A 22,257-nucleotide genomic window follows, 5' to 3' on the forward strand; every position below is an offset into this window, starting at 1 on the left:
AACAATCCCCTCTCCGCGGTTCGGTGGGCCACGGAAAGGGGCCATTCCGCCTCCGAAGGCGAGCGCGCCCACACCAGCCCAAACAACGGAAGGAGGGACAAACAATGGATCCCGAGATCCGCAAGCGCACCCTCAGGCTGATCACCTATGGCCTTTACGTGCTGACCACGGCGGACGGCGAGGAGATCGCCGCCGGAACCATCAACTGGCTCTCCCAGGCCTCATTCAACCCACCCCTGGTGATGGTGGGAGTGAAACGGGACAGCCATCTCCATGCGTTGATTGAGCGGACCGGCCAATTCGCCGTGAACATCCTGGGGGCCGGGCAGAAAGAGATCGCTGCGGCTTTCTTCCGCCCCACCCAGGTGTCTGAAGGGCGGTTAAACGGCTATCCCTTCGAGCGGGGCCCCCAAACCGGCGCGCCGCTCCTCCTGGACCTGCCGGCATGGTTTGAGGCTCGGGTGACGGATGCGGTGCGCCGGGGCGATCATACCGTGTTCGTGGCGGAGGTGATCGAGGCCGGCCTGCGAGACCCCGATGCGAAGCCGCTGGTGATGTGGGATACAGGATGGTATTATGGTGGATGACCAGCTGCTTACCCCCACCGGAATGGGAACGCGATGGTTCGGATCGTCACGGATAGCGGCGCGCATCTTCCGCCCGAATTGTTCCGCCAGCATGCGATCACGGTAGTCCCCCTGGTGGTGAACATAGGCGGGCGGACCTACTATGAGGGAGAGGATCTGGATCTGGAGACCTTTTATCGATATCTCCAGACCTCCCCGACGCTCCCCACGACTTCCCAGCCGCCGGTGGGTCGATTTTATGAGGCCTACCGGCGGCTGAGCGAGGAGGGGCATCCCATCCTCTCGATTCATCTTTCCTCGGCGCTGAGCGGGACCTATGCATCGGCGATGGCGGCCCGGGAGATGCTCCCCGAGGCGGAGATCCATGTCGTGGACACCCACTGGATCTCCGTCCCTCAGGGGATGCTGGTGCTGGAAGCCGCTCGCATGGCCCGCGCCGGGGCGACCGCCCGGGAAATCCTGGAGCGCCTGGAGTTTATGAGGAGCCGCATGGTGTTTTATTTCGTTCTGGATACCCTGGAGTATTTAGCCAAGGGAGGACGGGTGAGCAACATCCAGGCGCTGATGGGAAACCTCCTCCAGTTGAAGCCGATCCTGAAACTCCACGAGGGTCGAATTGAGGCGCATGAGCGGGTGCGAACCACTCAGCGGGCTCGGGCCCGCCTCCTGGAGCTGATCCGGGAGTATGCCCGCGGGCGGCGGGATCTTCGGATCGGGGTGATGCACACCCGACTTCCGGAAGTGGCGGAAGCGATCGCCCGCACCTTGCATGAGGAATTCCAACCTGTGGAGATCCTTGTCGCCGAGGCCGGTCCCGCCGTGGCCACCCATGCCGGGCCGGGGGGACTGGGCCTGGCGTGCTATGGATCCGAGAAGTAGAGCCTCCATCGGGATGCCAAAGCGGAAATTGAGAGGGGTAAGGAGGCGGAGATGGGACGATGGAAGTTCGGCACGCGGGTGGAGATGGCGGAACGAACGAATGACGGCAGAGGAGTTCCTGAAGCTGACATCGGAGGATGGCAAGGCTGAGCTCATCAACGGGGTGATGATCTTGCCCTCGCCCGCTCTGAACATCCACGAGCGATTGTACGGGTATATGTGGAGCTTCACGATCTGGGGAGGTGCGGGGATCCCGCACGCCGTTGGTGCTGGCCCCAGACCAGATGCATGAGCCGGATATCCTGTTCGTGGCCCGGGAGCAGGCCCATCGGATCACTGAGCGCGGGGTGATGGGCGTGCCCAATCTGGTGGTGGAATCGCTGTGGCCGGAAGGGAAATTCATCCCCCATCCGCGAAGCCATCACCTGGATCCAAGCCCACTAGGAGCACTCCCCCAGGGAATCGATGGACTGACTCGTTCCGGTGCCCTGAGCCTTCCCGAAGAAAACCCTCTGCAAAGCGGGATCTTGCAATGAGGATGGGCGCATCCATCGCGGGAGGTATAGCGCCATGGGCATCCGCAGAAGCCCCGCGACAATCCGATCCCCTGGCATCTTCCTGGAAAACCTCCTCCTGCTGCTCCTCCTGCTCGGCGCGCGATGGCCAGAGGCTGCCCCCCCGCCGCGCCGGCCAATTCCCGATGAAGACCCCCAGGTATTGCGCCAATCCCTGCGGGAAGCCCGGAGAGGGCTTTCCAGGCCCCGCCGGGCAGGATCGCCTCCCTGTGCCACATCCGGCGTGGTCTGCCGGGGATCCCCTCCCATGGTGGCGCTGACCTTCGATGATTGCTTCCTTCCCCATCTGCTGGAACCCCTGCTTCAGGATCTGGAGGCGGCGGGAGCTCGGGCCACCTTCTTCTGCGTGGGATGGGTATTTCGCGCCCACCCGGAGCTGGTCCGGCGCCTGGTGGCCGGCGGCCACGAGCTGGGCAATCACACCCTTCATCATCGAGGGCTGGCGCCCCGTCCAGACCCCGCAGTCATCGACGCGGAGCTCGACGGCTGGCAGCGGGCGGTGGAAGAGGCCCTGGGCCAGCCCTACCCCACCCGCTGGTTTCGGCCGCCGGGGATGGCAGGCTTCACGATGGAAGCGGATCCGGAGATCCTGGAAGCGGTGCGGCGGCGCGGCATGCGGGTCGCCCTCTGGACGCTGGATATCTACTGGACGCTGGATCGACAGGGCACGCGGGATCCGGAGCGGGTGGCCGCCTTCCTGCGGGAGCACGTGCGGGGTGGGGAGATCGTCCTGCTGCATGTCAGCTCGTGGAACGTCGAAGGAGCCCGCCGGGCGCTGCCAGACCTAGCGGCCCGCTTCCGGCTGGTCACCCTGAGCGAGATGTTCCCGCCGGACGCCCCCTGACCCGAATGGAGATCCTCCCCCATCCCAGGGGCCGGCCCCGCCCAACAGTCCGCCCGGCGTGCCTCGCTATCGGATGTTCCCCCTGACAGCAGAGCTGGAAGATCCGGAGACTGCTCCATCCGCCTCATCCTTCTGGGAGGCCGGCCCTTGCCGCGGCGGCGAATGGTTGGCCTCCCTCCGCCGTCGCATCGGTGCCCCGACCGATCCCTCGATAGATGAAGCCCAGCTCACGCATGAGGCCCGGCTCGTAGATGTTGCGGCCGTCGATGAGCACCGGCCGCCGCATGAGCTGCTTGATGCGCGGAAGATCCAGGTGCTTGAACTCGTTCCAGTCCGTCACCACCACCAGGGCGTCCGCCCCCGCCGCCAGCTCGTAGGGATCGGCGCACATGATCACCTGGGGGAGAACCCGGGCAGCATTGGGCATGGCCACCGGATCATAAGCGCGGACGATCACGCCCTCCTGAAGCAGATATCCCGCGATCTCCAGGGCCGGAGCCTCCCGGATGTCATCGGTGTTCGGCTTGAAGGCCAGCCCGAGCAATCCGATCACCATGCCGTTCAGATCCCCCAGGATCTCCTTCAGCTTCCGCACCACCCGCCGCCGCTGGTCCCGGTTGATCTCCACCACCGCCTGCAGCAGCTGCGGATGGCATCCGTGGACAACCGCCATGTGGATGAGGGCCTTGACGTCCTTGGGGAAACAAGACCCACCCCACCCTACCCCCGCATCCAGAAAGGCGCGGCCAATGCGCTTGTCATACCCCATGCCGGCCGCCACCTCCTTTACATCCGCCCCCAGGGCCTCGCAGATGTTGGCGATCTCGTTGATGAAGGAGATCTTGGTGGCCAGGAAAGCATTGGAAGCATACTTGATCATCTCTGCGGTGCGCAGATCAGTGATCATAATCGTGCTGCGCAGGGGCAGATACAGCTGTGCCACCTTCTCCGCCGCCTCCCGATCCAGCGAGCCCAGCACGATACGGTCCGGGTTCATAAAATCGTAAACAGCGGATCCTTCCCGCAGGAACTCCGGATTGGAGACCACCCAGAAGGGGATAGGACGGCGCTGGCGGCTGCGCACGATGTCCGCCACCCAGTCCCCCGTCCCCACCGGCACGGTGCTCTTGTTGACAATGATCAAGGGATGATCCATCACCTCGCCGATGCGCTCCGCAGCCATGCGCACATACCGCAGATCCGCTTCGCCGTCTACCCCCTCCGGCGTCCCCACGGCGATGAAGACGAACTCCGCCGGCAGGCCGTTGATGCCCTCCTCATAGGAGATGGTGAAGAACAGGCGGCCCGCTTTCATGTTGCGACGGACGATCTCTTCCAGCCCCGGCTCGAAGATCGGGAGGCGGCCCTCCTGGAGCATGGCGATCTTCTCTTCGCTGATGTCCACACATGTCACCCGGTTGCCCAGGTCGGCGAGGCACGCCGCAGTGGTAAGCCCGACATACCCCGCCCCGATCACACAGATCCGCTTCATTCCCACCTCCCAAGGGGTGATCCGCGAAAGGGAGAACTGCACCGGGGAGGCTCGCCCCTCCCTGGAGACCTCGTGAGGACGATGGCGTTTCAGGATCTTCCGCCCCTCGGCCCAAGAAGGCCATGGGTTTTCACGCGCGCTCCGAAGGTTGGGTGATCGGCCACCGCTCCGCCGGGAACACGCCCGCCATCAGCAGCCCCACCTGCTGCAGCGTGGCCTCCGCTTGATCCAGGATGGCGACGATACGGCCCCGATACATCACCGCGATCCGATCCGCCAGGGAGAAGATCTCATCCAGCTCGGTGGAGACCAGGAGGACCGCCGCTCCCTGATCGCGCATCTCCACGATCTGGCGATGGATATACTCGGTCGCCCCCACATCCAGACCCCGGGTCGGCTGGTTGGCCACCAGCAGGCGGATGGGGCGGGAAAGCTCCCGGGCGGCGATCACCTTCTGCTGGTTCCCCCCAGAAAGGCTCCGCACTGGAGTATCGGGGCTGGGCGTTCGAATGTCGTAGAGGGCGATCAAACGCCGCGCGTGCTCCCAAACCGCCTGAGGTTGCCGCTGGATCCCCCGGGCGAAGGGGGGCTGATAGTAGGTGTTGAGGACCAGGTTGTCCGCCACAGAATACGACAACACCAGGCCGTGCTTCTGGCGGTCTTCCGGGATGTGGGCCATCCCTCGTTCGGTCCGATAACGGGGCGGCTGCAGGGTGATCTCCTCGCCCAGCAGGAGCACCCGGCCGCCGGCGGATGGCCGCAGTCCGACCAGGGCCTCGATCAACTCCGTCTGGCCGTTGCCTTGCACCCCGGCGATCCCCAGGATCTCGCCCGCATGCACGGAGAAGCTGACCCCATTGACCACCATCGCGCCCCGATCGTCGCAGACCCGGAGATCCTCCACCCGCAAGACCTCCGGACCGGGCCGGGCGGGGGTCTTCTCCACCGTCAGCATCACCTCACGCCCGACCATCATCGCCGCCAGATGCGCCTCATCCGCCTCCCCAGGGGTCAGGGTGCCCACCACGCGGCCATTTCGAAGCACCGTAATGCGATCGGCGATCGCCATGACCTCCTTTAGCTTGTGGGTGATGAAGATGATCGAGACCCCCTGCCGCTGCAGGTTGCGCATCACCCGAAACAGCTCTTCGGTCTCCTGAGGCGTCAGCACCGCCGTGGGCTCGTCCAGGATCAGGATATCCGCCTTCCGGTAAAGGGCTTTCAGGATCTCCACCCGCTGCTGAACCCCAACCGGCAGATCCTTCACCAGCGCTTCCGGGTCCACCTCCAACCCGTAGCGCTGGGAAAGGGCGCGGACTTCCTCCACCGCCCGCCGGAGATCCAAAAAGAGCCCGCGCCGGACTTCCTGGCCCAGGATGATGTTCTCGGCCACCGTGAACACGGGCACCAGCATGAAGTGCTGGTGGACCATCCCGATGCCCATGCGGATGGCATCGCTGGGGCTGCGGATCTCCACCGGCTGACCCCGGATGTAGATTTCCCCCTCATCCGGATGATAGAGGCCATACAGGATGTTCATCAGCGTGGTCTTCCCCGCTCCATTCTCCCCCAGGACGGCATGGATCTCCCCCCGACGCAAGGAGAAATTCACATGATCGTTGGCCACCACCCCGGGGAAGCGCTTGCTGATCCCCACCGCCCGCAGGATCTCCCCATCCCCGGAGAGCTCCAGCGGAGAGGGATGAGCGGCCCGACGACGGGGAGGCAGGGTCTCCCGCTCATAGGGCTGCCCGTCCGCCGCAGGCGGGATCGTCCGCCCGACGATGCCGGTCAGCACCAGCATGGTCATCCCATAGGGCACCATGCCCACGAACTGGGAAGGGGCAGGAAACTCGAATTGCTGGGCATTGGCCTGAAGGGCCTGGGCGGCCCCGAACAGCAGCGTGGCCGCCCAGGCCCCGAACGGCGTCCAGTTCCCAAAGATCATCGCGGCCAGGGAGATGAAGCCCCGGCCATTGGTCATCAGGGGCTCAAAGGCCGGCACTGACTCGAGGGTGAAATACGCACCAGCCAGGCCGGCAATCGCCCCTCCCAGGACCACATTGATATAACGAAGCCGGATCACATCGATCCCCAGGGTGTCCGCGCTGCGTGGGTGTTCCCCCACGGCCCGCGTCCGCAGACCCCATACGGTCCGGAACAACAGAATATGCACCAGGATCACCAGAATCGGCGCCAGCCAGGTGATCGGCTGCTGGCTGAAGATGCTGCCCACCAGAGGAAGCTTGGAAAGCCCAGGGAGGGCGATGCGGGGGAGCACGCCGGGGGAATGGGGCATCTGGCCCCCGAAGAAAAGCTGGCGGTTCAAATAACCCGTGATCCCTACCGCTAGGATGTTGATCACGGTCCCGCTGATGATCTGATCGGTCTTGTAAGTGACGGAAAGGACGGCGTGGAGCAGACCCAGGAGGGCCCCGGTGAGGATGGCGATGAGCACGCCCAGGAGAAGAGCCAGGAGGCCCGGAACGCCGGCGTCGTAGATATAGAGGGAGGCCGTGAACCCGGTGAACGCCGCCGTTAGCATCATGCCCTCAATGGCGATGTTCACCACCCCGCTCCGCTCGCAGAAGATGCCGGAGAGGGCCCCCAGCACCAGCGGGGTGGAAACCCGAATGGTGGTGGCCAGCATGCTGACGAGGATCACCACCGCCGGATAGCGCCCATAGCCCAGCACCACCGCCGTTCCAAAAATCAGGGCGATCACGCCGATGATAAAGCCGAATCGCCGCGCATCCATCCCGCATCCTCTCCGAGCAGGTCTGGAAACAGGCCGCCTACCCTGCCTCCATGAACAGAGGTCGCGCCACCGATCCCCTCATGGGGCTTTCGGGGCCCCCTCTTCCAGCAATGCCGGACGGCGTTCCGACACACGGAAAGAAAAAGGGGTTAGGATAACGCATCGCCGTCTTTTCATCCTCACAGCTCTCCCCACCCGCGGGTCAGCACCATCTGTTCCGCCTCGACGGCCCCGCGGAAGAGCGGCCGGTAGAGGGCGCGGATGATCGCTTCCGCCGCCACAAACATCAAAATCAGCGCCTGGATCACCGAGATCAGATCCACTGGAACCTGGGTGAGAAACTGCATGCGGCTGGCCCCGTTGCGCAGTGCGCCGAAGAGGAAAGCCGCCAGCACCACCCCGAGGGGGTGAACCTTGCCCAGCAGCGCGACAGCGATGGCATCGAAGCCGTACCCCAGATTGAAACTCAGCTCGTGACGGTAATTGAGCCCGGTCACCTGCACCGCGCCAGCCATCCCGGCCAGAAAGCCGCTCATGGCCATTGTGAGCACCGTGATCCGGACGATCGGGATGCCGGCATAGCGGGCAGCGTGGGGATTCAACCCCACCGTCCGGATCTCAAATCCCAGCGTGGTCCGCCAGAGGAGCCAGGCCACCAGCAGGGCCATCCCGAGAGCGATCAGGAAACCGGCATGGAGGCGGAGATCCGGGTCCGCAAACAGCCGGGGGAGCCGAGCGGTCTCGGCGATCCGGGGCGTCCGCGCCACCACGTTGGTCGGGCTGGGATCCCGCATGGGCCCGTTCAGAAGGTAGCTGGCAGTGAGAAGCGCAATGTAGTTCATCATAATCGTGTTGATCACCTCGTGCCCGCCGGTGCGCGCCTTCAGCCAGCCCGGGATCGCTGCCCACAGGGCGCCAGCCAGCGCCCCGCCTAAGATGGCCAGAGGCATATGCAGGAAGAGTGGGATGGTCCCACCCACCAGAGGTGGCAGGGCATAACCGATCCATGCGGCCGCGATCGCGCCCAGGGCCAGCTGCCCTTCCGCGCCAATGTTGAAAAGGCCCCCATGGAACGCCAGGGCGATGCCTAGACCAGCGAAGACATAAGGTGTCATCTGGACGAGGGTCTCGCTGAGAGCTTTCGGAGATCCGAAGGCGCCTTCCCAGAGCCCCTGGTAGGCCAAGAGGGCCAGGCGCGGCTGACCGGTGGCCAGAGCGACCACGATGCCCCCGATCCCCAGCGCCGTGAAGACGGCCAGGACCGGAACCCACAGCGCGCCCCCCTGGACGGACTGGCGCAGGAAAAGAGTCATCCTGTCCAGTCGCCCTCCCCAAACCTGTAGAATCCCCCGGGCATTCCGTTCCACCTTTCGGCCTCCTTACTAAATCCAACGGATCTTGGTCCCCAGGGAGAGACACGCGGTATGAAGCCCTTGCCCCTCCTCTCGTTCCTCGCACTTCCTCCCGCAACACGGCGATGCAGGAAGGAGGGGCACGATTCGATTTTATGTGCTATAGAAGCCATCCGACAAGCGAAGCGAAGGCGTCCCTTCGGCCCCCGACCCCGCTTCAAACAACAAAGGCCCTGCCTTTGGGCAGGGCCTTTGTTCGGATGAACGAAGGATCCGTTAGGCGGATGTGCGGATCACATCGTAAGCCTGTGGCCCCTTCGCGGTCTGCCGGACGCTGAATTCCACCCGGTCCCCTTCCTCCAGGTTCCGGAAACCATCCCCTGCGATCCCGGAGTAGTGGACGAAGATGTCCTTCTCCCCGTGATCAGGCCGGATGAACCCGTAACCCTTGGTGCGGTTGAACCAGCGAACGGTCCCTTTCATGCGCGCTTCAGACATCGGACGAACTCCTTGAAAAAATTTTGAGGGTGAAGCTTGAGCAGGGCTTCTGTTGAGAGAGAAGGGGTCTGGCGATCGCCTGGAGGACGGCGTGGGGCCGATTCCAGAGCAACAAAGAACCGCCGGGGCGTCTCAGCCGACCGGCGGTCCAGCCTTCGACTTCCCTTCACGCGTGCGCTCACCACACTTTTTAATTTAGCAGAGAAATGCGGATCTGTCAAATCCCTGGGCTCCTGTCTCCCAAATAGAAGCTCGACGGTGCCGGCCACACCCCGGGAACATCCGACCCCCCTCCGGTCTTCGCTCCCGTGCTGAAACCCCGCTTTACATCCCCAGCGCAGCCCAGACCGCGCGCTCCAGCCGCCCATTGCTCACCACGGCAGCGGAGCTTCGGAAGGACCACGGCGCGCCATCCGGTTGATAAATGGTCCCCCCTGCCTCGCGAATGATCACTGCAGCGGCGGCCACATCCCATGGTTGCAGCGCAAAGTGAAAATAGAAATCGAGCCATCCGGCCGCCACATAGGCCATCCCCAGGGCTGCGGATCCGATGGCGCGAACGGTTTGGCAGCGCATCGCCAGCCGGCCGAGCCATCCCAAGATTCGCTCTCGAGTCTCATTCTGGTGTCCCCAATCCAGCCCGATCAGCGCCTGCTCTAACCGCTCCGTCTCGCTCACTCGAATCGGCTTTCCATTCAGGAAAGCGCCGCGTCCTCGCGCCCCCGTGAACAACATATCCTTCAGCGGATCGTAGATGGCCCCGACCACGGGCTCGCCATCCACCAGCAGCCCGACCGATACCGAAAAGCATGGAAACCGTCGGGCAAAGTTAGTGGTCCCATCTAAGGGGTCAACAACCCAGACAGGCCCTTCCCCCATGAGATCTGCGATATCCACGCCCGCTGGCCCGTGATCTCCCTCCTCCGCCAGGATCCGATGTTCCGGACCATGGCGTCGGATGACCGCCAAGATCGCCTCCTGGGCCGCCAGATCCGCGGAGGTCACCCAATCCCGAAACCCTTTCTCGTGCACCTGGCGGGACATCGGCCAGCAGGCGCGAAGGACCGCTCCGCCAGCCAGCACGGCCTCAATGGCCGCGAGCAGCCAGACTTCGAGATGAGCGCCAGAGGAACCCACCGTTTCCCTCCTTTAAAGAGAGATCGGGTGGCCGTAGAGATGTCCGAGCGTTCCCCCCTTATGGACGCAGCAATCGGTCCAGGATGACCGAAACATCGGCTCCGCCTTCCAGTAGATTGATCGCCTCATCGAAGCGATTCAAAGCGCTTTGCCCCGCTGCCGGTTCCTCCCAGTATCCCTGGAGCACCCAGCTGAGCAGCATACGCCGCTGGACCTCCGCGCCCGTTAGCTGGCGCAATCGCATGGCAGCTGCGCGGCGAATGGGGATCGATTGTGCATCCTGGGCCCAACGGGTCTGCGCCTCTACCCCCACAGCCCAGCGCAGGAACCACCACGCCGCCGTTTGCTGCTCCGGATCCCGAGCGGTGATCGCCAGATCCCATCCCCATCCAGGTAGGATCCCCCTCCCCTGCCCGGATGGGCCAGGCAGGGGAGCCAGTGCCAGCCGGAACCTTAACCGCCCGGCTTCGGCCTCCCGTTCCAGGATAGGAAGCCAGCGCGTAGGGCCGAACAGGATCACGGTCTCGCCTTCCCGAAAAGCCTGTAACGCGGATGGGGGATCCATTATGCGGCCGCACCCCGCCCTCAGCATGAAGGCCACATCCTCCACCCATCCCTTCAGGTCCGCTACAGACCGCTGGGCCAGCCATCCCTGGAGCACATGCGCATCCCGCGGGGCGATCCAGCCCGCAGTATCCGGACGCCCATCCCCATCCAGATCCAGCGCTCCCCGCATGCACACCTGACGAATGCCTTCCCAATCCGTCGGAAGTTGCTCAAAACCAGATTCCAGCAATCGATCCTCATCCGCATACATGATGAGCCCATCCCGCAGGAATGGCATGGAGCCGGGGGTCACCGGAGCCAGCAGATCCTCCCGCTCCTCCGCCGATAGCCCATGCAGCGGATCCTCCAGCCAGCGGCGAAGAGGAACCAACCGCCCGGCCTCCCACAGCTCCGGCACTCCCTCCGCCGGGATCAGAACCAGGTCCGGCCCTCGCTCCGATGGCCGCTGCAGCCGGTTGAGCAGCTCTCGGATCGTGGGGAATGCCTCGATATAAATTGCGATGTTAGGATGCTCCGCCATATAGGCCTCTGTGAGCCGGGCCAGGGCAACACCCCGCTCCGGGTCCAGGGCATGCCACAGGACAAGCAACCTCGGAGGCCTCGTCAGCGCTGTGCAGGCCGCCACTCCCAGAACCAGAACCCAAGCCCATCGCCCGGAAGATTGCATGGCCGGGACCTCTCCCCATCCAGGGTTTCGTTCATTGGGCTGGCAAAGAGGGTCGCATGCTTCTCCCCGACCCTTGAGCCGGTAGATGCCTGCGCTAAGACCACCTCTGGCGGTAGACCTCCACCCCAGGTTATTATTTCACAAAACGGCCGGGGTGGAGGTCTCCAAATGAAGGCCATGAAAATCGGTCTGGCTCAGATCTATCCACGGCTGGGTGATCTGCAGACCAACCTCCACAAACATCTGGAGGTCATTGAGGACGCCGTAACGCGAGGCGCCGAGCTGATTGTGTTCCCTGAGCTTTCCCTCACCGGATATGTACTCCAGGATCTCACATATGAAGTGGCCATACGTCCTGAACCGAACCATCCTATTCTCCAGCCCCTGCTGGAAGCGAGCCGGTGGGCCGACCTGGTCGTCGGGTTCGTGGAGATGGATGAGCGGGGACGCTACTATACGACGGGCGCTTATCTGGCCGGGGGACAGATAATCCATCGCCATCGCAAAATTTATCTTCCAACTTATGGAATGTTCGATGAGGGCCGGGATATGGCCCCTGGGGATCAGGTTCGAGCTTTCGATACCCGCTTCGGACGCTTCGGCTTGTTGATCTGCGAGGATTTCTGGCATATCAGCCCGCCTTACCTTCTCTGGCTGGATGGGGCGGAGGTGTTGATATTCACCTCAGCGAGCCCAGGACGCGGGTTGGGAATTCCGGGGAAGTTCGGAAGCACAAAGTGGGTCGAACTGGTCAATCAGGCCTATGCAAGCCTTTTCACCGTTTTCGTCATCCATGTGAACCGCGCCGGATTTGAGGATGGACAGAACTTCTGGGGGGGATCGACCATTTTCGATCCGAGCGGGGATCTGGTGGTGCAAGGCCCTTATTTCGACGAAGCCCTGATCCTAGCCTCCATCGACCTCGATCAAATCCGCCGGACCCGTATTCGATTGCCCCTTTTGCGAGACGAACGACCCACCCTGGTCCTTCGGGAGCTCCAGCGGATTCTGAGCCTTTAGAGCCGGATAGTCCTCAGGTGGAGAAACACCGTCGGGGCCAGATGGGCCGTCTCGGGTAGGCCCATCTGGCCCCTAAGGAAAGCGGGGTGTTCAACGCTTGGGCGACTGAGGCGCCTTGCGCGCGCGCCGGAGCCCGGGCTTCTTGCGCTCTTTCTCCCGCGGGTCACGAGTTAGCATGCCATGCTGTTTGAACAGGGGGCGCAAACCCGGATCCACCAGAAGCAGCGCACGGGCCAGCCCCAGGCGAATCGCGCCGGCCTGGCCCGTAAGGCCGCCCCCTTCCACTTTCACAGTGACATCCAGCTTCCCTTCCAGACCGGCCAGACGGAGCGGCTGGAGCAGGTGATGAAGATCCTGCTCGCGGACAAAGTAGTCCTGCACTGGCTTGTTATTCACAATAAAAACTCCCCTTCCACCCGTATATAGGCGAACCCGGGCGACGGCCCGCTTGCGTCGACCCACGCCCTCGACATAAGGACGGCCTTTGAAAACCTCAAAAGTGAGCCCTTCCACAACAGCGGCCATAGGCGCTCCTCTCCCTCTTGATCAAGTGAACAAGGGAAGCAGGCTTACGTTGCGGAGCTCCGAGAAGAGAGAAGGGCTGTTCCCCCTCACCGATCGAAGCGAAACGGCGTAAGCCCGGCTTGAGCGAACGGAACACATTCACAAGGGAAGCGGTTTGGGCTGCTGGGCCTGATGCGGATGCTCCGGCCCAGGGTAGACCTTTAGCTTCTTCAGCATGCGCCGCCCCAGACGGTTCTTCGGCAGCATCCCCCACACCGCCCTCTGAATCACCCGCTCGGGGTGGGTCTGCAACATCCGGCGCATGGGAATTTCCCGCAATCCCCCCGGATATCCGCTGTGACGGTAATACACCTTCTGCTCCAGATGGCGGGGATGAACCGCCACCTTGGCAGCATTGATCACGATCACATAGTCCCCGCAATCCTGCGAAGGGTCAAAATACGGCTTATGCTTCCCGCGAAGGATTTGGGCGATCCGGCTGGCCAACCGACCGAGATTCTGGTTAGTTGCATCCACGATCCACCATTCCGCCCGGATATCGGCTGGCTTGGTGACATAAGTTTTCACGGCGCTTTCCCTCCTGCACCAGGCTGAGATGAACAGAGCTCTATAGGTCCTGAAAGCCTCGAAGGCGATCGGGCAGGAACTTGGGTGGCGGCGGAACCGAAATCCGCTCATAGTGCGCGCCCACAAAATAGAGGCCATACGGCGGAGCCGGCGCATGGGCTGGATAGGCATCCGGTCGCCTCAGGTAGGCGGCCGCCGCTTCCGGGGGTCGCTCCCCCCGGCCGATGGTGACCAGTACCGCCACCATAATGCGAACCATACGATAAAGAAACGCATCCGCCTCGATCTCAAACGCCACCCACTCCCCGTCGACGGCGACGGTGGCCCTTCGGACCTCCCGCACCGTATTCTGACCGCTGGGGGGGCGGCCAAACGCCCCGAAGTCATGACGCCCCACCCAAAGGGCGGCGGCCTGACGCATCGCCGCGACATCCAAGGGCGACGGCACATGCCAGGCCAGCGTGCGCCCAAAAGGATCCCGTTGGGGCCCGTTGTAGATCAGATAGCGATAAATCCGGCTCTGGGCCTCCCGACGAGGATGGAAATCCGGCGGCGCCTCCCCCAGAGCCCAGACCACCATATCGAATGGCAGGAGGGCATTCAGGGCCCGCTGCAGATCCTCCAGGGAATGCCGCCAGGAGATATCAAAGGCGATTACCTGGCCGAACGCGTGAACCCCCGCATCCGTGCGGCCGGCTCCCCACACCTGGATCGGAGCTCCGGCCAGATGCTGGAGGGTCGCTTCCAGAACGCCCTGGATCGTCGGCTCATGGGACGGGGCCAAGCGCTGGAACCCCCGATACCTTGTGCCTTCATAAGCCAGGGCCGCCCAGATCCGCATTCCGCATCCCACGGCAGGAGGCTTCTGGAAGAGAAGCAGGCCCGCTCGGCCCCAACGCCGGCAACGCCGGACAGGGATGACGCCCATCCCTCTGGGGAGAGCAGCCGCATTGCCCCTGGGCAGGACCCGGAAAAGGCCAGGCTATTCCTGAACCAGCTCCAGACGGGCCACCAGTGCCGCGTCTCCTCGACGGAATCCAAGCTTATAAATCCGGGTGTATCCCCCGTTCCGGTCCCTATAGCGCGGGGCGATCTCATCGAAAAGCTTTTTGACCACCTCGCGGCCATACAGGCGGGCCGCTGCCAGCCGCCGCGCGGCCACCTGTTTCGAAGGATCCTCCAGCGCCTGCTTAGCCAGAGTGATCAATTTCTCCGCATAGGCCTGGACGAACTTCGCCTTGGCCTCGGTGGTTTCAATTGCGCCATGCAGAAAGAGCTGAGTCGCCAGATTCCGGGCCAGGGCTTCCCGATGGTCTTTATCTCGACTCAATGTCTTCCCGGCAACTCGATGGCGCATGGTTAAGCCTCCTCCGTCTCCTCCGCGGGCTGCGGCAGATCCTCAGGCCTCAGAAAGCCCCGCTCGATCAGGCGCTCCTTCAATTCCTCCAAGGACTTGGCCCCGAAATTGCGAACAGAAAGCAGCGCCTCCTCCCCCCGATAGAACAGCTCGAGAACCTGGCCCACGGTGGTGATGCCTGCCCGTCGAAGGGGATTGATCACCCGCGCGCTCAGCTCTAGGCTCTCCAGGGATGTCTCGTAAGCCTGAGGTGGGATCATCTCCCGCGCCGGCGAGGGCGGGGCTTCCACCTCCTCGGGCCCCACGAACTCCGAGATCAGGGAGAAGTGCTGCAACAACAATCGGGCCGCTTCGATCAAAGCATCTTTCGGCCCCATCGTTCCATCCGTCCAGATCTCCATCACCAGCCGGTCATAGGTGGTCCGCTGCCCCACACGGGCCCGATCGATCTCAAACGTGCAACGCCGGACCGGGCTAAAGATGGCATCCACCGGGATCTCCCCGATCGGGAGGCGGCCCCGCTCTTCCGCTGGCGAATACCCCCGCCCACGCTCGACGGTCATCTCGATCTCCAGACGGGCTCGATCATCATCCACAGTGAACAAATAGAGATCCGGATTCACGATCTCCACTTCGGGGGGGCACTGGATATCCGCCGCCGTGACCACCCCTTCGCCGGCCACTTCCAGCCGCAGACGGGCCGGGCCGTCCCCGTAGAGCTTCATTCGAAGCTGCTTGATGTTCAGAATGATCTGGATCACGTCCTCCCGGACGCCCGGGATCGTCGAGTATTCATGGGGCACATCCGTAATCCGGATGCTGGTCACCGCTGCACCCGGCAACGAGCTCAACAGCACCCGCCGGAGGGCGTTCCCGATGGTCACCCCATAGCCCGGCTCCAGCGGGCTGATGACAAAACGCCCATAGGACTGGGTCAGGATTTCCGCTTCCACCTTCGGCAGAACCAACGTTACGCCCGCCACTCAAGCCTCCTTTGCCGATCAAACGGGAACATGGGCTTCCCCTCGTGGCTTCGGGAGATAGGTCCAGCCTCGGACATCCTCCTGTGCGGAAGGAGCCATGGGGGAGGAAGATCCGGGGAGCTCGTTCCGGATCCCTCCCCGTTATCGTGAATAGAACTCCACAATGAGGTGCTCCTGCACCCGTGTGTCGATTTCCTCCCGCACCGGAAGACGCAGCACCTGGCCGGATAGATCCTGGGGGTTCAGCTGCAACCAGGGCGGCGGGCGATGGCCCTCCAGGCGCTCCATCATGTTCTTGAAATACGCCTTCTCCCGGCTGCTCTCTCGCACCCGGATGACATCGCCCGGCTTCACTTGATAGGAAGGGATATCAACCTTGCGGCCGTTGACTTCAAAATGACCATGGCGGACCAGCTGTCGCGCCTGAGCCCGTGAACTGGCGAACCCCAGACGATAGACCACATTGTCCAGACGGCGTTCCAGCAGGATCAGCAGGAGGGCGCCAGTCATCCCCCGCGCCCGCTGGGCGATTTCAAAGTAGCGTCGGAACTGGCGCTCCAACACCCCATAGATCCGCCGCAGCTTCTGCTTCTCCCGAAGCTGAAGTCCGTAATCTGAAGGCCGACTTCGGCGGAATTGCAGCTCCCGACCATGCTGGCCGGGGGGATAATTTCGTCGTTCAATCGCACACTTCGGGCTGAAGCAACGCTCCCCTTTCAGATAAAGCTTCTCGCCTTCTCGGCGACACAACCGACAGACCGGTCCGATATAACGTGCCATTCGCTCCTCCCGACTGGGTCTCGCTCCCATGAAGTTCAGATGGACGCACCGTTTGCTTCCTGAGCCGTAAACTCACTCTACACCCGGCGCTTAGAAGGCGGCTTGCATCCGTTGTGGGGGATGGGCGTGACATCCGTGATCGATCGGATCTTCAGCCCCATCGCGTGTAGCGCGCGCAGCGCCGCCTCGCGCCCGGGGCCCGGGCCGTTGATGAAGACATCGATCTCCCGAACCCCCATATCCATGGCCTTCCGAGCCGCCTGTTCGGCCGCCAGACGCGCCGCGTAGGGAGTGCTCTTCTTTGAACCCTTATAGCCAATGGTCCCCCCACTGGCCCATGTGAGGGTATCCCCGTTGGGATCCGTCACCGTGACGATGGTATTGTTAAACGTTGCATGGATGTAAACGTGAGCTCGGGTGACATTCTTCCGAGCCTTTCGACCACCCCTCGAACCTCGGGCCATAGATGCCTCCCTCCCAGCAATCGCGCATGATGTAGTAGGATGAAACCGGATACCCTCTTCTATCCTCCGGACCGAGGCCATGGGCTACGGAGGGCATCCGAGACACCCTTTCTATAATTTCACTTCTTCTTGGCGCCGCGCTTGCGGCCGCGACCGGGCACCGTCTTCCGCGGACCCTTACGGGTGCGGGCGTTGGTTCGGGTCCGCTGGCCCCGCACGGGGAGATTCATCTTATGTCGCAACCCTCGATAGCACCCGATATCGATCAGCCGCTTGATATTCATCGCGATCTCGCGGCGCAGATCGCCCTCTACTTTGTAGTTCCGCTCAATGGTCTCCCGCAGGAGGTTCACCTCACTCTCCGTCAAATCCTTCACCCGTTTATCCGGGTTCACCCCCGTCTGCTGCAAGATCTTCTTGGCGAGAGAACGACCGATTCCAAAGATATAGGTGAGGGCGATCTCCACTCGCTTATCCCGAGGCAATTCCACGCCGGCAATTCGGGCCATCGAATGCTCCCTCCTCTTGATCGCTTGGTCACCCCTCCATCATCCTTGCCGCTGCTTATGCTTGGGGTTTTCACAGATCACCCGCACTACCCCCTTGCGCCGAACAATTTTACATTTCGGACATCGCCGGCGGACGGATGGTGTGACCTTCATTGCACCCTCCCACGATAGAATTCGCGGATTATGGAAGGCGCTCTGGACCTCCAGTGAGCCGCTCGACCCCTCCCCACAACGGAGTGTCTGCGATGAGATCAGCAAGCCCTTATTTTATCTAAATAAAGGAGAGGCTTCCACTTTCCACCCGGAGCCCCCGGGCTTTTCAATGGCTTTCAATGGCTTTCAATGGCCATATCTGATGGAACAGGAAGCCACGCAGCAGGCTTCCCCATAGAAGAATTTCAGGGCGGGCCACCAGACCCCCCGGGAACCTCCCCCTTCATTTCCGGACCTTATCGAAGCTCACGAGGCCAGACGGGGATCCTCCTCCAGAGCAGTCAGGATGATCGGATCCCCCTCCGTAATGGCAATGGTATGCTCGAAATGGGCGGCCAGGCTTCCATCCAGGGTGACAACAGTCCATCCATCCTCCAGAATAGAGGTCCGCCAATCGCCCATCGTGACCATTGGCTCGATCGCGATCGTCATCCCCGGTCGCAGGGGGAGACCCCGACCGGGATGGCCCCGATTCACAAAAGAGGGCGGCTCATGGAGGGCTCGCCCGATCCCATGGCTGGTGAATTCGCGGGCCACATGGAATCCCTGAGATTCCACCGTATGTTGAATGGCCCACTGGATATCCCCCAGACGTCGACCGGGCCGGGCCTGAGCGATCGCCGCCCACAGGGCCGCTTCTGTAACTTCCAGAAGTCGACGGGCCTCTGGAGGGATGGAGCCAACAGGAAGGGTGATTGCCGCATCCGCGTAATAGCCCCGGAAGTTGACCCCTACATCGATGCTGATGATATCCCCTTCTTTCAGCCGATAGGGTCCGGGGACCCCATGGACCAGCACATGATTCACCGAGGTGCAAAGCGTAGCCGGGTAGGGGGGGCCACCCTCATCCTTCATGCTGGGGTAACCCTTGAAGGCCGGGATCCCTCCCCGGCGGCGGATGTATTCCTCAGCCCACCGATCCAGTTCGGCAGTGGCAACGCCGGGCTGGACCATGGTGCGCATGGCATCTAGAACCTCCGCCACAATCCGGCCGGCCTCCCGCATCATCCGGATCTCCGCCCACGTCTTCAGCCGGATCCCGGCCGCCGCTCGACCTGTTCGAGGGATCACCCGCGGGCTCATGGATCCACCGCCTTCCGCCCTTCGATCGCCCGGATCAGCTCCTCCGTCACCTCCGGAATGGGCCGTTCCCCATCGATTTCCACCAGCAAGCCCCGCTCCCGATAAAACGAAACCAGAGGCGCCGTCTGCTCCTGGTAAACTTGGATACGCCGCCGCTGAACCTCTTCGGTGTCATCTTCACGCTGATAGAGCGGGCCCCCATCCAGATCGCAGCGGCCCGGCACGCGGGGCGGGTTGAACTCCCCATGATACACCGCGCCGCATGTCCGACAGGTCCAGCGCCCTGCCAGACGCCGAAGCAGCAGTTCGTCACGCACCCGGATATAAAGGACGGCTGTGAGGGATCGGCCCATCCCAGCCAGAAGCTCATCGAGCGCCTGAGCCTGAGCAGGCGTTCGGGGGAACCCATCCAGGATCACTCCGTGACGGCAATCCGCCTGCTCCAATCGCTCCTGAATCATCCTGATAGTCACATCATCCGGCACCAGCTCCCCTCGATCCATATACTGACGGGCCAGCTGGCCCAGGGGGGTCTGACGATGCAGGTGATCGCGAAAGAGATCCCCGCTGGCCACATGAGGGATGCCCAGGCGCTGACTGAGGATCTTGGCCTGTGTTCCTTTCCCCGCACCTGGAGGTCCCAGTAGGATCAGATCCAAGGGCATCATTCCATGACTCCATCGAAGCTCAAACGGCTCATCGGATGAAGCCCTCATAGTGGCGCATCACCAGCTGCGCCTCCAGCTGCCGCATCGTATCAAGGACCACGCCAACAACGATGAGGAGCGCGGCGCTGCTGAAAAGCAGCACATTGGTCTGAAGCACCGAACGCACCGGCCAGGGCAGAATGGCCAGGATCCCCAGGAACAGCGCTCCCACCAGGGTGATGCGCCGGGAGATCCGGTTGATATACTGCTCGGTGGCCTTCCCAGGCCGGATGCCCGGGATAAATCCCCCCTGCTTCTGCAGGGTATCCGCCAGGTTCATCTGCTGCAACATCACATCCGTGTAAAAGTAAGTAAAGGCAACAACAGTAACGAAATACATGGGCCAGTAGGCGTCATGGAACCCAGAGAAAACGCTGACGATGGTGTTGGCGATACTTGCGACGATCGCATTGCTGGAATACTGGAAGAATTGCGCGATGATGGCTGGGAACGCCAGCACCGATTGAGCGAGGATGAGAGGGATCATCCCAGCCATGTTCACTCGGAGGGGGATATACGTGTTGCCGCCCCCATAGATGCGGTGACCCCGAACTCGACGGCCATACTGGACGGGGATCCGCCGCTGTCCTTCCTGGATGAAGACAATCGCGGCCACCGTGATCACGGTGAGGGTCAGGAACACCAGAATGCCCATCAGGCCATTGCTTGTCCAGATCTGGGCGAGGTTGTATGGGGCCCGCGCCACGATCCCGCCAAAGATAATCAGTGAAAGCCCATTGCCAATCCCCTGCTCGGTGATCAACTGACCCAACCAGATGGCGAACATCGTGCCCGCGGTCATGGTCAGGATCACCGTCAGGGTCGGCAACAGCTGATGAGGGGCGAAGCCGAAATTGGGCAGCACCGCCCGCCCCGGGGCACTGAGCAGATTAGCCTGGCCGATCGCGTAGAGGGCGGCCAGGGGGACCGTGAGGAAATAGGTGTATTGCTCCAGCTTGCGCCGGCCCTCCGATCCCCCTTCCTTCACCAGCCGTTCCAGCTGTGGGACGATGGGAACCAGAAGCTGAAGGATAATCGAAGCCGTTACATAGGGATAAACTCCCATCGCCATGATAGAGAAGTTGGCAATAGCACCACCCGAGAGCAGGTCCAGGATGATGTAAAGCTGCCCGGCAGCGGTGGTGCCCTGAAGCAATTGCTGCAGCGCCGCTCGATCCACTCCGGGCACCGGGATATGCGCAGCCAGGCGGTAGATGACCAGGATCAGCAGCGTGTAAAGGATCTTGCGCCGCAGATCCGGTAGATGCCATGCGTTTCGCAACGCGTCCAGCATGAGCCCTCCTTAGAAGCTCCCAGCCGCCCCAACGATCTGATGCCATGGCCCTTCATGCGGCCACTGAAGCGATCCACCCCCGATGCACCGATGGAGAGAGCCTCATCCCTCCCCTTCGCCTTCTCGTAGACCGACCGAGGGGAAAGACAATCCCCCAGATCCATCATGGTCCTCAATGAGGGATCACCACTGCCTGGCCGCCGGCGGCCTCGATTTTCGCCCGGGCGGATGCCGAAAAGCGGTGAGCCCGAACGAGGAGCGGGCGGTCCAGCTCCCCATCCCCCAGGATCACCACCGGCTCCTCTGGATCCCGCAGCAGGCCTGCTTGTGCCAGGATCAGGGGAGTGATCTCGCTATGGGGAGGAAAACGATTCAGCTGCCCCACATGGACAGGCTGATACCGGACCTTCTCCACCAGCGTGAAGCCCTCCCCCCGCGCCTTAGGGAGACGCCGGACCAGGGGAGTGCGCCCGCCCTCAAAATACGGGGGCATCTTCCGATCACCGGAACGGGATTTCTGCCCTTTCCGACCCCGCCCCGCGTAGGTCCCGTGACCCGAACCGAGCCCGCGGCCCACCCGCTTGCGCTCTTTCTTCGAGCCCGGCGCCGGCTTCAATTCATGAAGCTTCACGCTCTACCTCCTCCACATGAACCAGATGGCTGACCTTTTGAATCATCCCACGGACAATCGGCGTATCCGGCCACTCCGCCACATCGTTTAAATGGCGCAGGCCCAGCGTGCGCAGCGTATGGCGCTGACGCCGGGAATACCCGATGGGACTTTTCACCAACGTGATCCGAAGCTGTCGAATCCCCTCACCCTTCATAGCGCTTCCGGCTCCATGGTGGCATAACGTCTTCAACGGGCTTCCCTCGGATCTTGGCGATCTCCTCAGGGGAGCGCAACATCTCCAGCCCCTTCATGGTGGCATAAACCACATTGACCGGATTCGTGCTTCCCAGGATCTTGGTCAGCACATCCCGGATTCCGGCGGCCTCCAGAACCGCTCGAACCCCCCCGGCGGCGATGACGCCGGTCCCCGGTGAGGCGGGCTTCAGAACCAGCCGCGTGGCCCCGAACTTCACCACGACCGGATGGGGAATCGTCGTTCCCAGCAAGGCTACCTGTTTCATGTTCCGTCGGGCGCGCTCCGTGGCCTTCCGCATCGCCTCCGGAACCGCCCGGGCCTTGCCGATCCCCACCCCCACCCGTCCGTTGCGATCGCCGACCACGGCGACCACCCGGAAAGAGAAGGATCGGCCGCCCTTATGGACCTTCGCCACACGGGCGATATCCACGATGCGCTCTTCGTATTCCACGATGGGAACTTCCCGGATCTCCGCCATTGCCACCTCGCCTTGTGAGCTCCTTTTACTCCATCCCGGATGAATCAGGGCT

At 62.7% G+C, this 22,257-nt stretch carries 26 protein-coding genes and 1 pseudogene; 5 read left to right on the plus strand and 22 right to left on the minus strand.

From position 1 onward, the window contains the following. Positions 1-104: 104 nt before the first annotated feature. The 4 genes from ACFMO3_RS05820 (at position 105) to ACFMO3_RS05835 (ending at position 2,885) form a co-directional block, all read left to right on the plus strand. Positions 105-587, plus strand: a complete 483-nt coding sequence (locus ACFMO3_RS05820; RefSeq protein ID WP_376789491.1) for a flavin reductase family protein — start codon at positions 105-107, stop codon at positions 585-587. A 33-nt stretch (positions 588-620) separates the two neighbouring features. Next, positions 621-1,466, plus strand: coding sequence for a DegV family protein (locus ACFMO3_RS05825; protein WP_376789492.1), 846 nt, complete (start codon positions 621-623; stop codon positions 1,464-1,466). A gap of 242 nt (positions 1,467-1,708) precedes the next feature. Then, positions 1,709-2,002: a hypothetical protein gene (locus ACFMO3_RS05830; protein ID WP_376789493.1), complete on the plus strand. Its 294-nt coding sequence runs from the start codon at positions 1,709-1,711 to the stop codon at positions 2,000-2,002. Between the two features lie 286 nt (positions 2,003-2,288). Continuing rightward, the gene (locus tag ACFMO3_RS05835) at positions 2,289-2,885 is read left to right on the plus strand and encodes a polysaccharide deacetylase family protein (RefSeq protein ID WP_376789494.1); all 597 of its coding nucleotides are present in this window, start codon (positions 2,289-2,291) and stop codon (positions 2,883-2,885) included. 124 nt (positions 2,886-3,009) lie between these two features. Here the strand turns inward: ACFMO3_RS05835 and ACFMO3_RS05840 are convergent, their stop codons facing one another. The 7 genes and pseudogenes from ACFMO3_RS05840 to ACFMO3_RS05870 form a co-directional block, all read right to left on the minus strand. Continuing rightward, positions 3,010-4,377, minus strand: a complete 1,368-nt coding sequence (locus ACFMO3_RS05840) for a UDP-glucose dehydrogenase family protein (protein ID WP_376789495.1) — start codon at positions 4,375-4,377, stop codon at positions 3,010-3,012. A 130-nt stretch (positions 4,378-4,507) separates the two neighbouring features. After that, positions 4,508-6,070 (minus strand): ABC transporter ATP-binding protein, encoded by a 1,563-nt coding sequence (locus tag ACFMO3_RS05845; protein WP_376789526.1) that lies wholly within the window; start codon positions 6,068-6,070, stop codon positions 4,508-4,510. Positions 6,071-6,181: 111 nt separating this feature from the next. After that, positions 6,182-7,135: pseudogene (locus tag ACFMO3_RS05850) on the minus strand (ABC transporter permease); the annotation flags it as partial. A gap of 179 nt (positions 7,136-7,314) precedes the next feature. Further along, on the minus strand, positions 7,315-8,502 hold the full coding sequence (locus ACFMO3_RS05855; protein ID WP_376789496.1) for an ABC transporter permease: 1,188 nt from the start codon (positions 8,500-8,502) through the stop codon (positions 7,315-7,317). Between the two features lie 261 nt (positions 8,503-8,763). Next, on the minus strand, positions 8,764-8,985 hold the full coding sequence (locus tag ACFMO3_RS05860; protein WP_322799965.1) for a cold shock domain-containing protein: 222 nt from the start codon (positions 8,983-8,985) through the stop codon (positions 8,764-8,766). 324 nt (positions 8,986-9,309) lie between these two features. Next, positions 9,310-10,122 (minus strand): inositol monophosphatase family protein, encoded by an 813-nt coding sequence (locus ACFMO3_RS05865; protein WP_376789497.1) that lies wholly within the window; start codon positions 10,120-10,122, stop codon positions 9,310-9,312. 58 nt (positions 10,123-10,180) lie between these two features. After that, positions 10,181-11,356 carry an extracellular solute-binding protein gene (locus tag ACFMO3_RS05870; RefSeq protein ID WP_376789498.1) on the minus strand — a complete coding sequence of 392 codons (1,176 nt, stop codon included), beginning with the start codon at positions 11,354-11,356 and terminating at the stop codon, positions 10,181-10,183. Between the two features lie 168 nt (positions 11,357-11,524). On the opposite strand from ACFMO3_RS05870, the gene ACFMO3_RS05875 reads away from it, so the two are divergent. Further along, on the plus strand, positions 11,525-12,376 hold the full coding sequence (locus ACFMO3_RS05875; RefSeq protein WP_376789499.1) for a nitrilase-related carbon-nitrogen hydrolase: 852 nt from the start codon (positions 11,525-11,527) through the stop codon (positions 12,374-12,376). A gap of 90 nt (positions 12,377-12,466) precedes the next feature. On the opposite strand, the gene rpsI is transcribed toward ACFMO3_RS05875, so the two are convergent. The 15 genes from rpsI to rpsE form a co-directional block, all read right to left on the minus strand. Continuing rightward, positions 12,467-12,901, minus strand: coding sequence for a 30S ribosomal protein S9 (rpsI, locus tag ACFMO3_RS05880; protein ID WP_376789500.1), 435 nt, complete (start codon positions 12,899-12,901; stop codon positions 12,467-12,469). Between the two features lie 138 nt (positions 12,902-13,039). Continuing rightward, positions 13,040-13,468 (minus strand): 50S ribosomal protein L13, encoded by a 429-nt coding sequence (rplM, locus tag ACFMO3_RS05885; protein ID WP_376789501.1) that lies wholly within the window; start codon positions 13,466-13,468, stop codon positions 13,040-13,042. Between the two features lie 40 nt (positions 13,469-13,508). After that, positions 13,509-14,309: a tRNA pseudouridine(38-40) synthase TruA gene (truA, locus tag ACFMO3_RS05890; RefSeq protein WP_376789502.1), complete on the minus strand. Its 801-nt coding sequence runs from the start codon at positions 14,307-14,309 to the stop codon at positions 13,509-13,511. A gap of 141 nt (positions 14,310-14,450) precedes the next feature. After that, complete coding sequence (rplQ, locus tag ACFMO3_RS05895) at positions 14,451-14,825, minus strand: 50S ribosomal protein L17 (protein ID WP_376789503.1); 375 nt, start codon at positions 14,823-14,825, stop codon at positions 14,451-14,453. A gap of 2 nt (positions 14,826-14,827) precedes the next feature. Beyond that, positions 14,828-15,808, minus strand: a complete 981-nt coding sequence (locus ACFMO3_RS05900; protein ID WP_376789504.1) for a DNA-directed RNA polymerase subunit alpha — start codon at positions 15,806-15,808, stop codon at positions 14,828-14,830. 141 nt (positions 15,809-15,949) lie between these two features. After that, positions 15,950-16,588, minus strand: coding sequence for a 30S ribosomal protein S4 (rpsD, locus tag ACFMO3_RS05905; protein ID WP_376789505.1), 639 nt, complete (start codon positions 16,586-16,588; stop codon positions 15,950-15,952). Positions 16,589-16,665: 77 nt separating this feature from the next. Next, on the minus strand, positions 16,666-17,052 hold the full coding sequence (gene rpsK, locus ACFMO3_RS05910; RefSeq protein ID WP_322799955.1) for a 30S ribosomal protein S11: 387 nt from the start codon (positions 17,050-17,052) through the stop codon (positions 16,666-16,668). A 119-nt stretch (positions 17,053-17,171) separates the two neighbouring features. Then, positions 17,172-17,561 carry a 30S ribosomal protein S13 gene (gene rpsM, locus ACFMO3_RS05915; protein ID WP_322799954.1) on the minus strand — a complete coding sequence of 130 codons (390 nt, stop codon included), beginning with the start codon at positions 17,559-17,561 and terminating at the stop codon, positions 17,172-17,174. Between the two features lie 39 nt (positions 17,562-17,600). Beyond that, positions 17,601-17,714, minus strand: coding sequence for a 50S ribosomal protein L36 (gene rpmJ, locus ACFMO3_RS05920; protein ID WP_088571991.1), 114 nt, complete (start codon positions 17,712-17,714; stop codon positions 17,601-17,603). A 306-nt stretch (positions 17,715-18,020) separates the two neighbouring features. Then, complete coding sequence (gene map, locus ACFMO3_RS05925) at positions 18,021-18,857, minus strand: type I methionyl aminopeptidase (protein ID WP_376789506.1); 837 nt, start codon at positions 18,855-18,857, stop codon at positions 18,021-18,023. Then, a complete protein-coding gene (locus ACFMO3_RS05930; protein ID WP_376789527.1) occupies positions 18,854-19,516 on the minus strand; it encodes an adenylate kinase in 663 nt (220 codons plus the stop codon). Before ACFMO3_RS05930 ends, map begins: the two co-directional genes overlap by 4 nt. A 37-nt stretch (positions 19,517-19,553) precedes the next feature. Continuing rightward, complete coding sequence (gene secY, locus ACFMO3_RS05935; protein ID WP_376789507.1) at positions 19,554-20,858, minus strand: preprotein translocase subunit SecY; 1,305 nt, start codon at positions 20,856-20,858, stop codon at positions 19,554-19,556. A gap of 172 nt (positions 20,859-21,030) precedes the next feature. Continuing rightward, positions 21,031-21,489 carry a 50S ribosomal protein L15 gene (rplO, locus tag ACFMO3_RS05940; protein ID WP_376789508.1) on the minus strand — a complete coding sequence of 153 codons (459 nt, stop codon included), beginning with the start codon at positions 21,487-21,489 and terminating at the stop codon, positions 21,031-21,033. Further along, positions 21,476-21,670 (minus strand): 50S ribosomal protein L30, encoded by a 195-nt coding sequence (rpmD, locus tag ACFMO3_RS05945; RefSeq protein ID WP_376789528.1) that lies wholly within the window; start codon positions 21,668-21,670, stop codon positions 21,476-21,478. The genes rplO and rpmD overlap by 14 nt, the downstream gene beginning before the upstream one ends. A gap of 4 nt (positions 21,671-21,674) precedes the next feature. Further along, the gene (gene rpsE, locus ACFMO3_RS05950) at positions 21,675-22,205 is read right to left on the minus strand and encodes a 30S ribosomal protein S5 (RefSeq protein WP_376789509.1); all 531 of its coding nucleotides are present in this window, start codon (positions 22,203-22,205) and stop codon (positions 21,675-21,677) included. Positions 22,206-22,257 lie beyond the last annotated feature (52 nt).

The sequence above is a fragment of the Thermoflexus sp. genome (assembly GCF_042408815.1).
GTDB lineage: Bacteria > Chloroflexota > Anaerolineae > Thermoflexales > Thermoflexaceae > Thermoflexus.

Excerpts from the sequence above, each read along its gene's own strand:
- ACFMO3_RS05820 (WP_376789491.1), top strand. The coding sequence starts at position 105 with ATGGATCCCGAGATCCGCAAGCGCACCCTCAGGCTGATCACCTATGGC.
- ACFMO3_RS05825 (WP_376789492.1), top strand. The coding sequence starts at position 621 with ATGGTTCGGATCGTCACGGATAGCGGCGCGCATCTTCCGCCCGAATTG.
- ACFMO3_RS05835 (WP_376789494.1), top strand. The coding sequence starts at position 2,289 with ATGGTGGCGCTGACCTTCGATGATTGCTTCCTTCCCCATCTGCTGGAA.
- ACFMO3_RS05840 (WP_376789495.1), bottom strand. The coding sequence starts at position 4,377 with ATGAAGCGGATCTGTGTGATCGGGGCGGGGTATGTCGGGCTTACCACT.
- ACFMO3_RS05860 (WP_322799965.1), bottom strand. The coding sequence starts at position 8,985 with ATGTCTGAAGCGCGCATGAAAGGGACCGTTCGCTGGTTCAACCGCACC.
- ACFMO3_RS05870 (WP_376789498.1), bottom strand. The coding sequence starts at position 11,356 with ATGCAATCTTCCGGGCGATGGGCTTGGGTTCTGGTTCTGGGAGTGGCG.
- ACFMO3_RS05875 (WP_376789499.1), top strand. The coding sequence starts at position 11,525 with ATGAAGGCCATGAAAATCGGTCTGGCTCAGATCTATCCACGGCTGGGT.
- rpsI (WP_376789500.1), bottom strand. The coding sequence starts at position 12,901 with ATGGCCGCTGTTGTGGAAGGGCTCACTTTTGAGGTTTTCAAAGGCCGT.
- truA (WP_376789502.1), bottom strand. The coding sequence starts at position 14,309 with ATGCGGATCTGGGCGGCCCTGGCTTATGAAGGCACAAGGTATCGGGGG.
- rplQ (WP_376789503.1), bottom strand. The coding sequence starts at position 14,825 with ATGCGCCATCGAGTTGCCGGGAAGACATTGAGTCGAGATAAAGACCAT.
- rpsD (WP_376789505.1), bottom strand. The coding sequence starts at position 16,588 with ATGGCACGTTATATCGGACCGGTCTGTCGGTTGTGTCGCCGAGAAGGC.
- rpsK (WP_322799955.1), bottom strand. The coding sequence starts at position 17,052 with ATGGCCCGAGGTTCGAGGGGTGGTCGAAAGGCTCGGAAGAATGTCACC.
- rpsM (WP_322799954.1), bottom strand. The coding sequence starts at position 17,561 with ATGGCCCGAATTGCCGGCGTGGAATTGCCTCGGGATAAGCGAGTGGAG.
- rpmJ (WP_088571991.1), bottom strand. The coding sequence starts at position 17,714 with ATGAAGGTCACACCATCCGTCCGCCGGCGATGTCCGAAATGTAAAATT.
- map (WP_376789506.1), bottom strand. The coding sequence starts at position 18,857 with ATGAGCCCGCGGGTGATCCCTCGAACAGGTCGAGCGGCGGCCGGGATC.
- secY (WP_376789507.1), bottom strand. The coding sequence starts at position 20,858 with ATGCTGGACGCGTTGCGAAACGCATGGCATCTACCGGATCTGCGGCGC.
- rpsE (WP_376789509.1), bottom strand. The coding sequence starts at position 22,205 with ATGGCGGAGATCCGGGAAGTTCCCATCGTGGAATACGAAGAGCGCATC.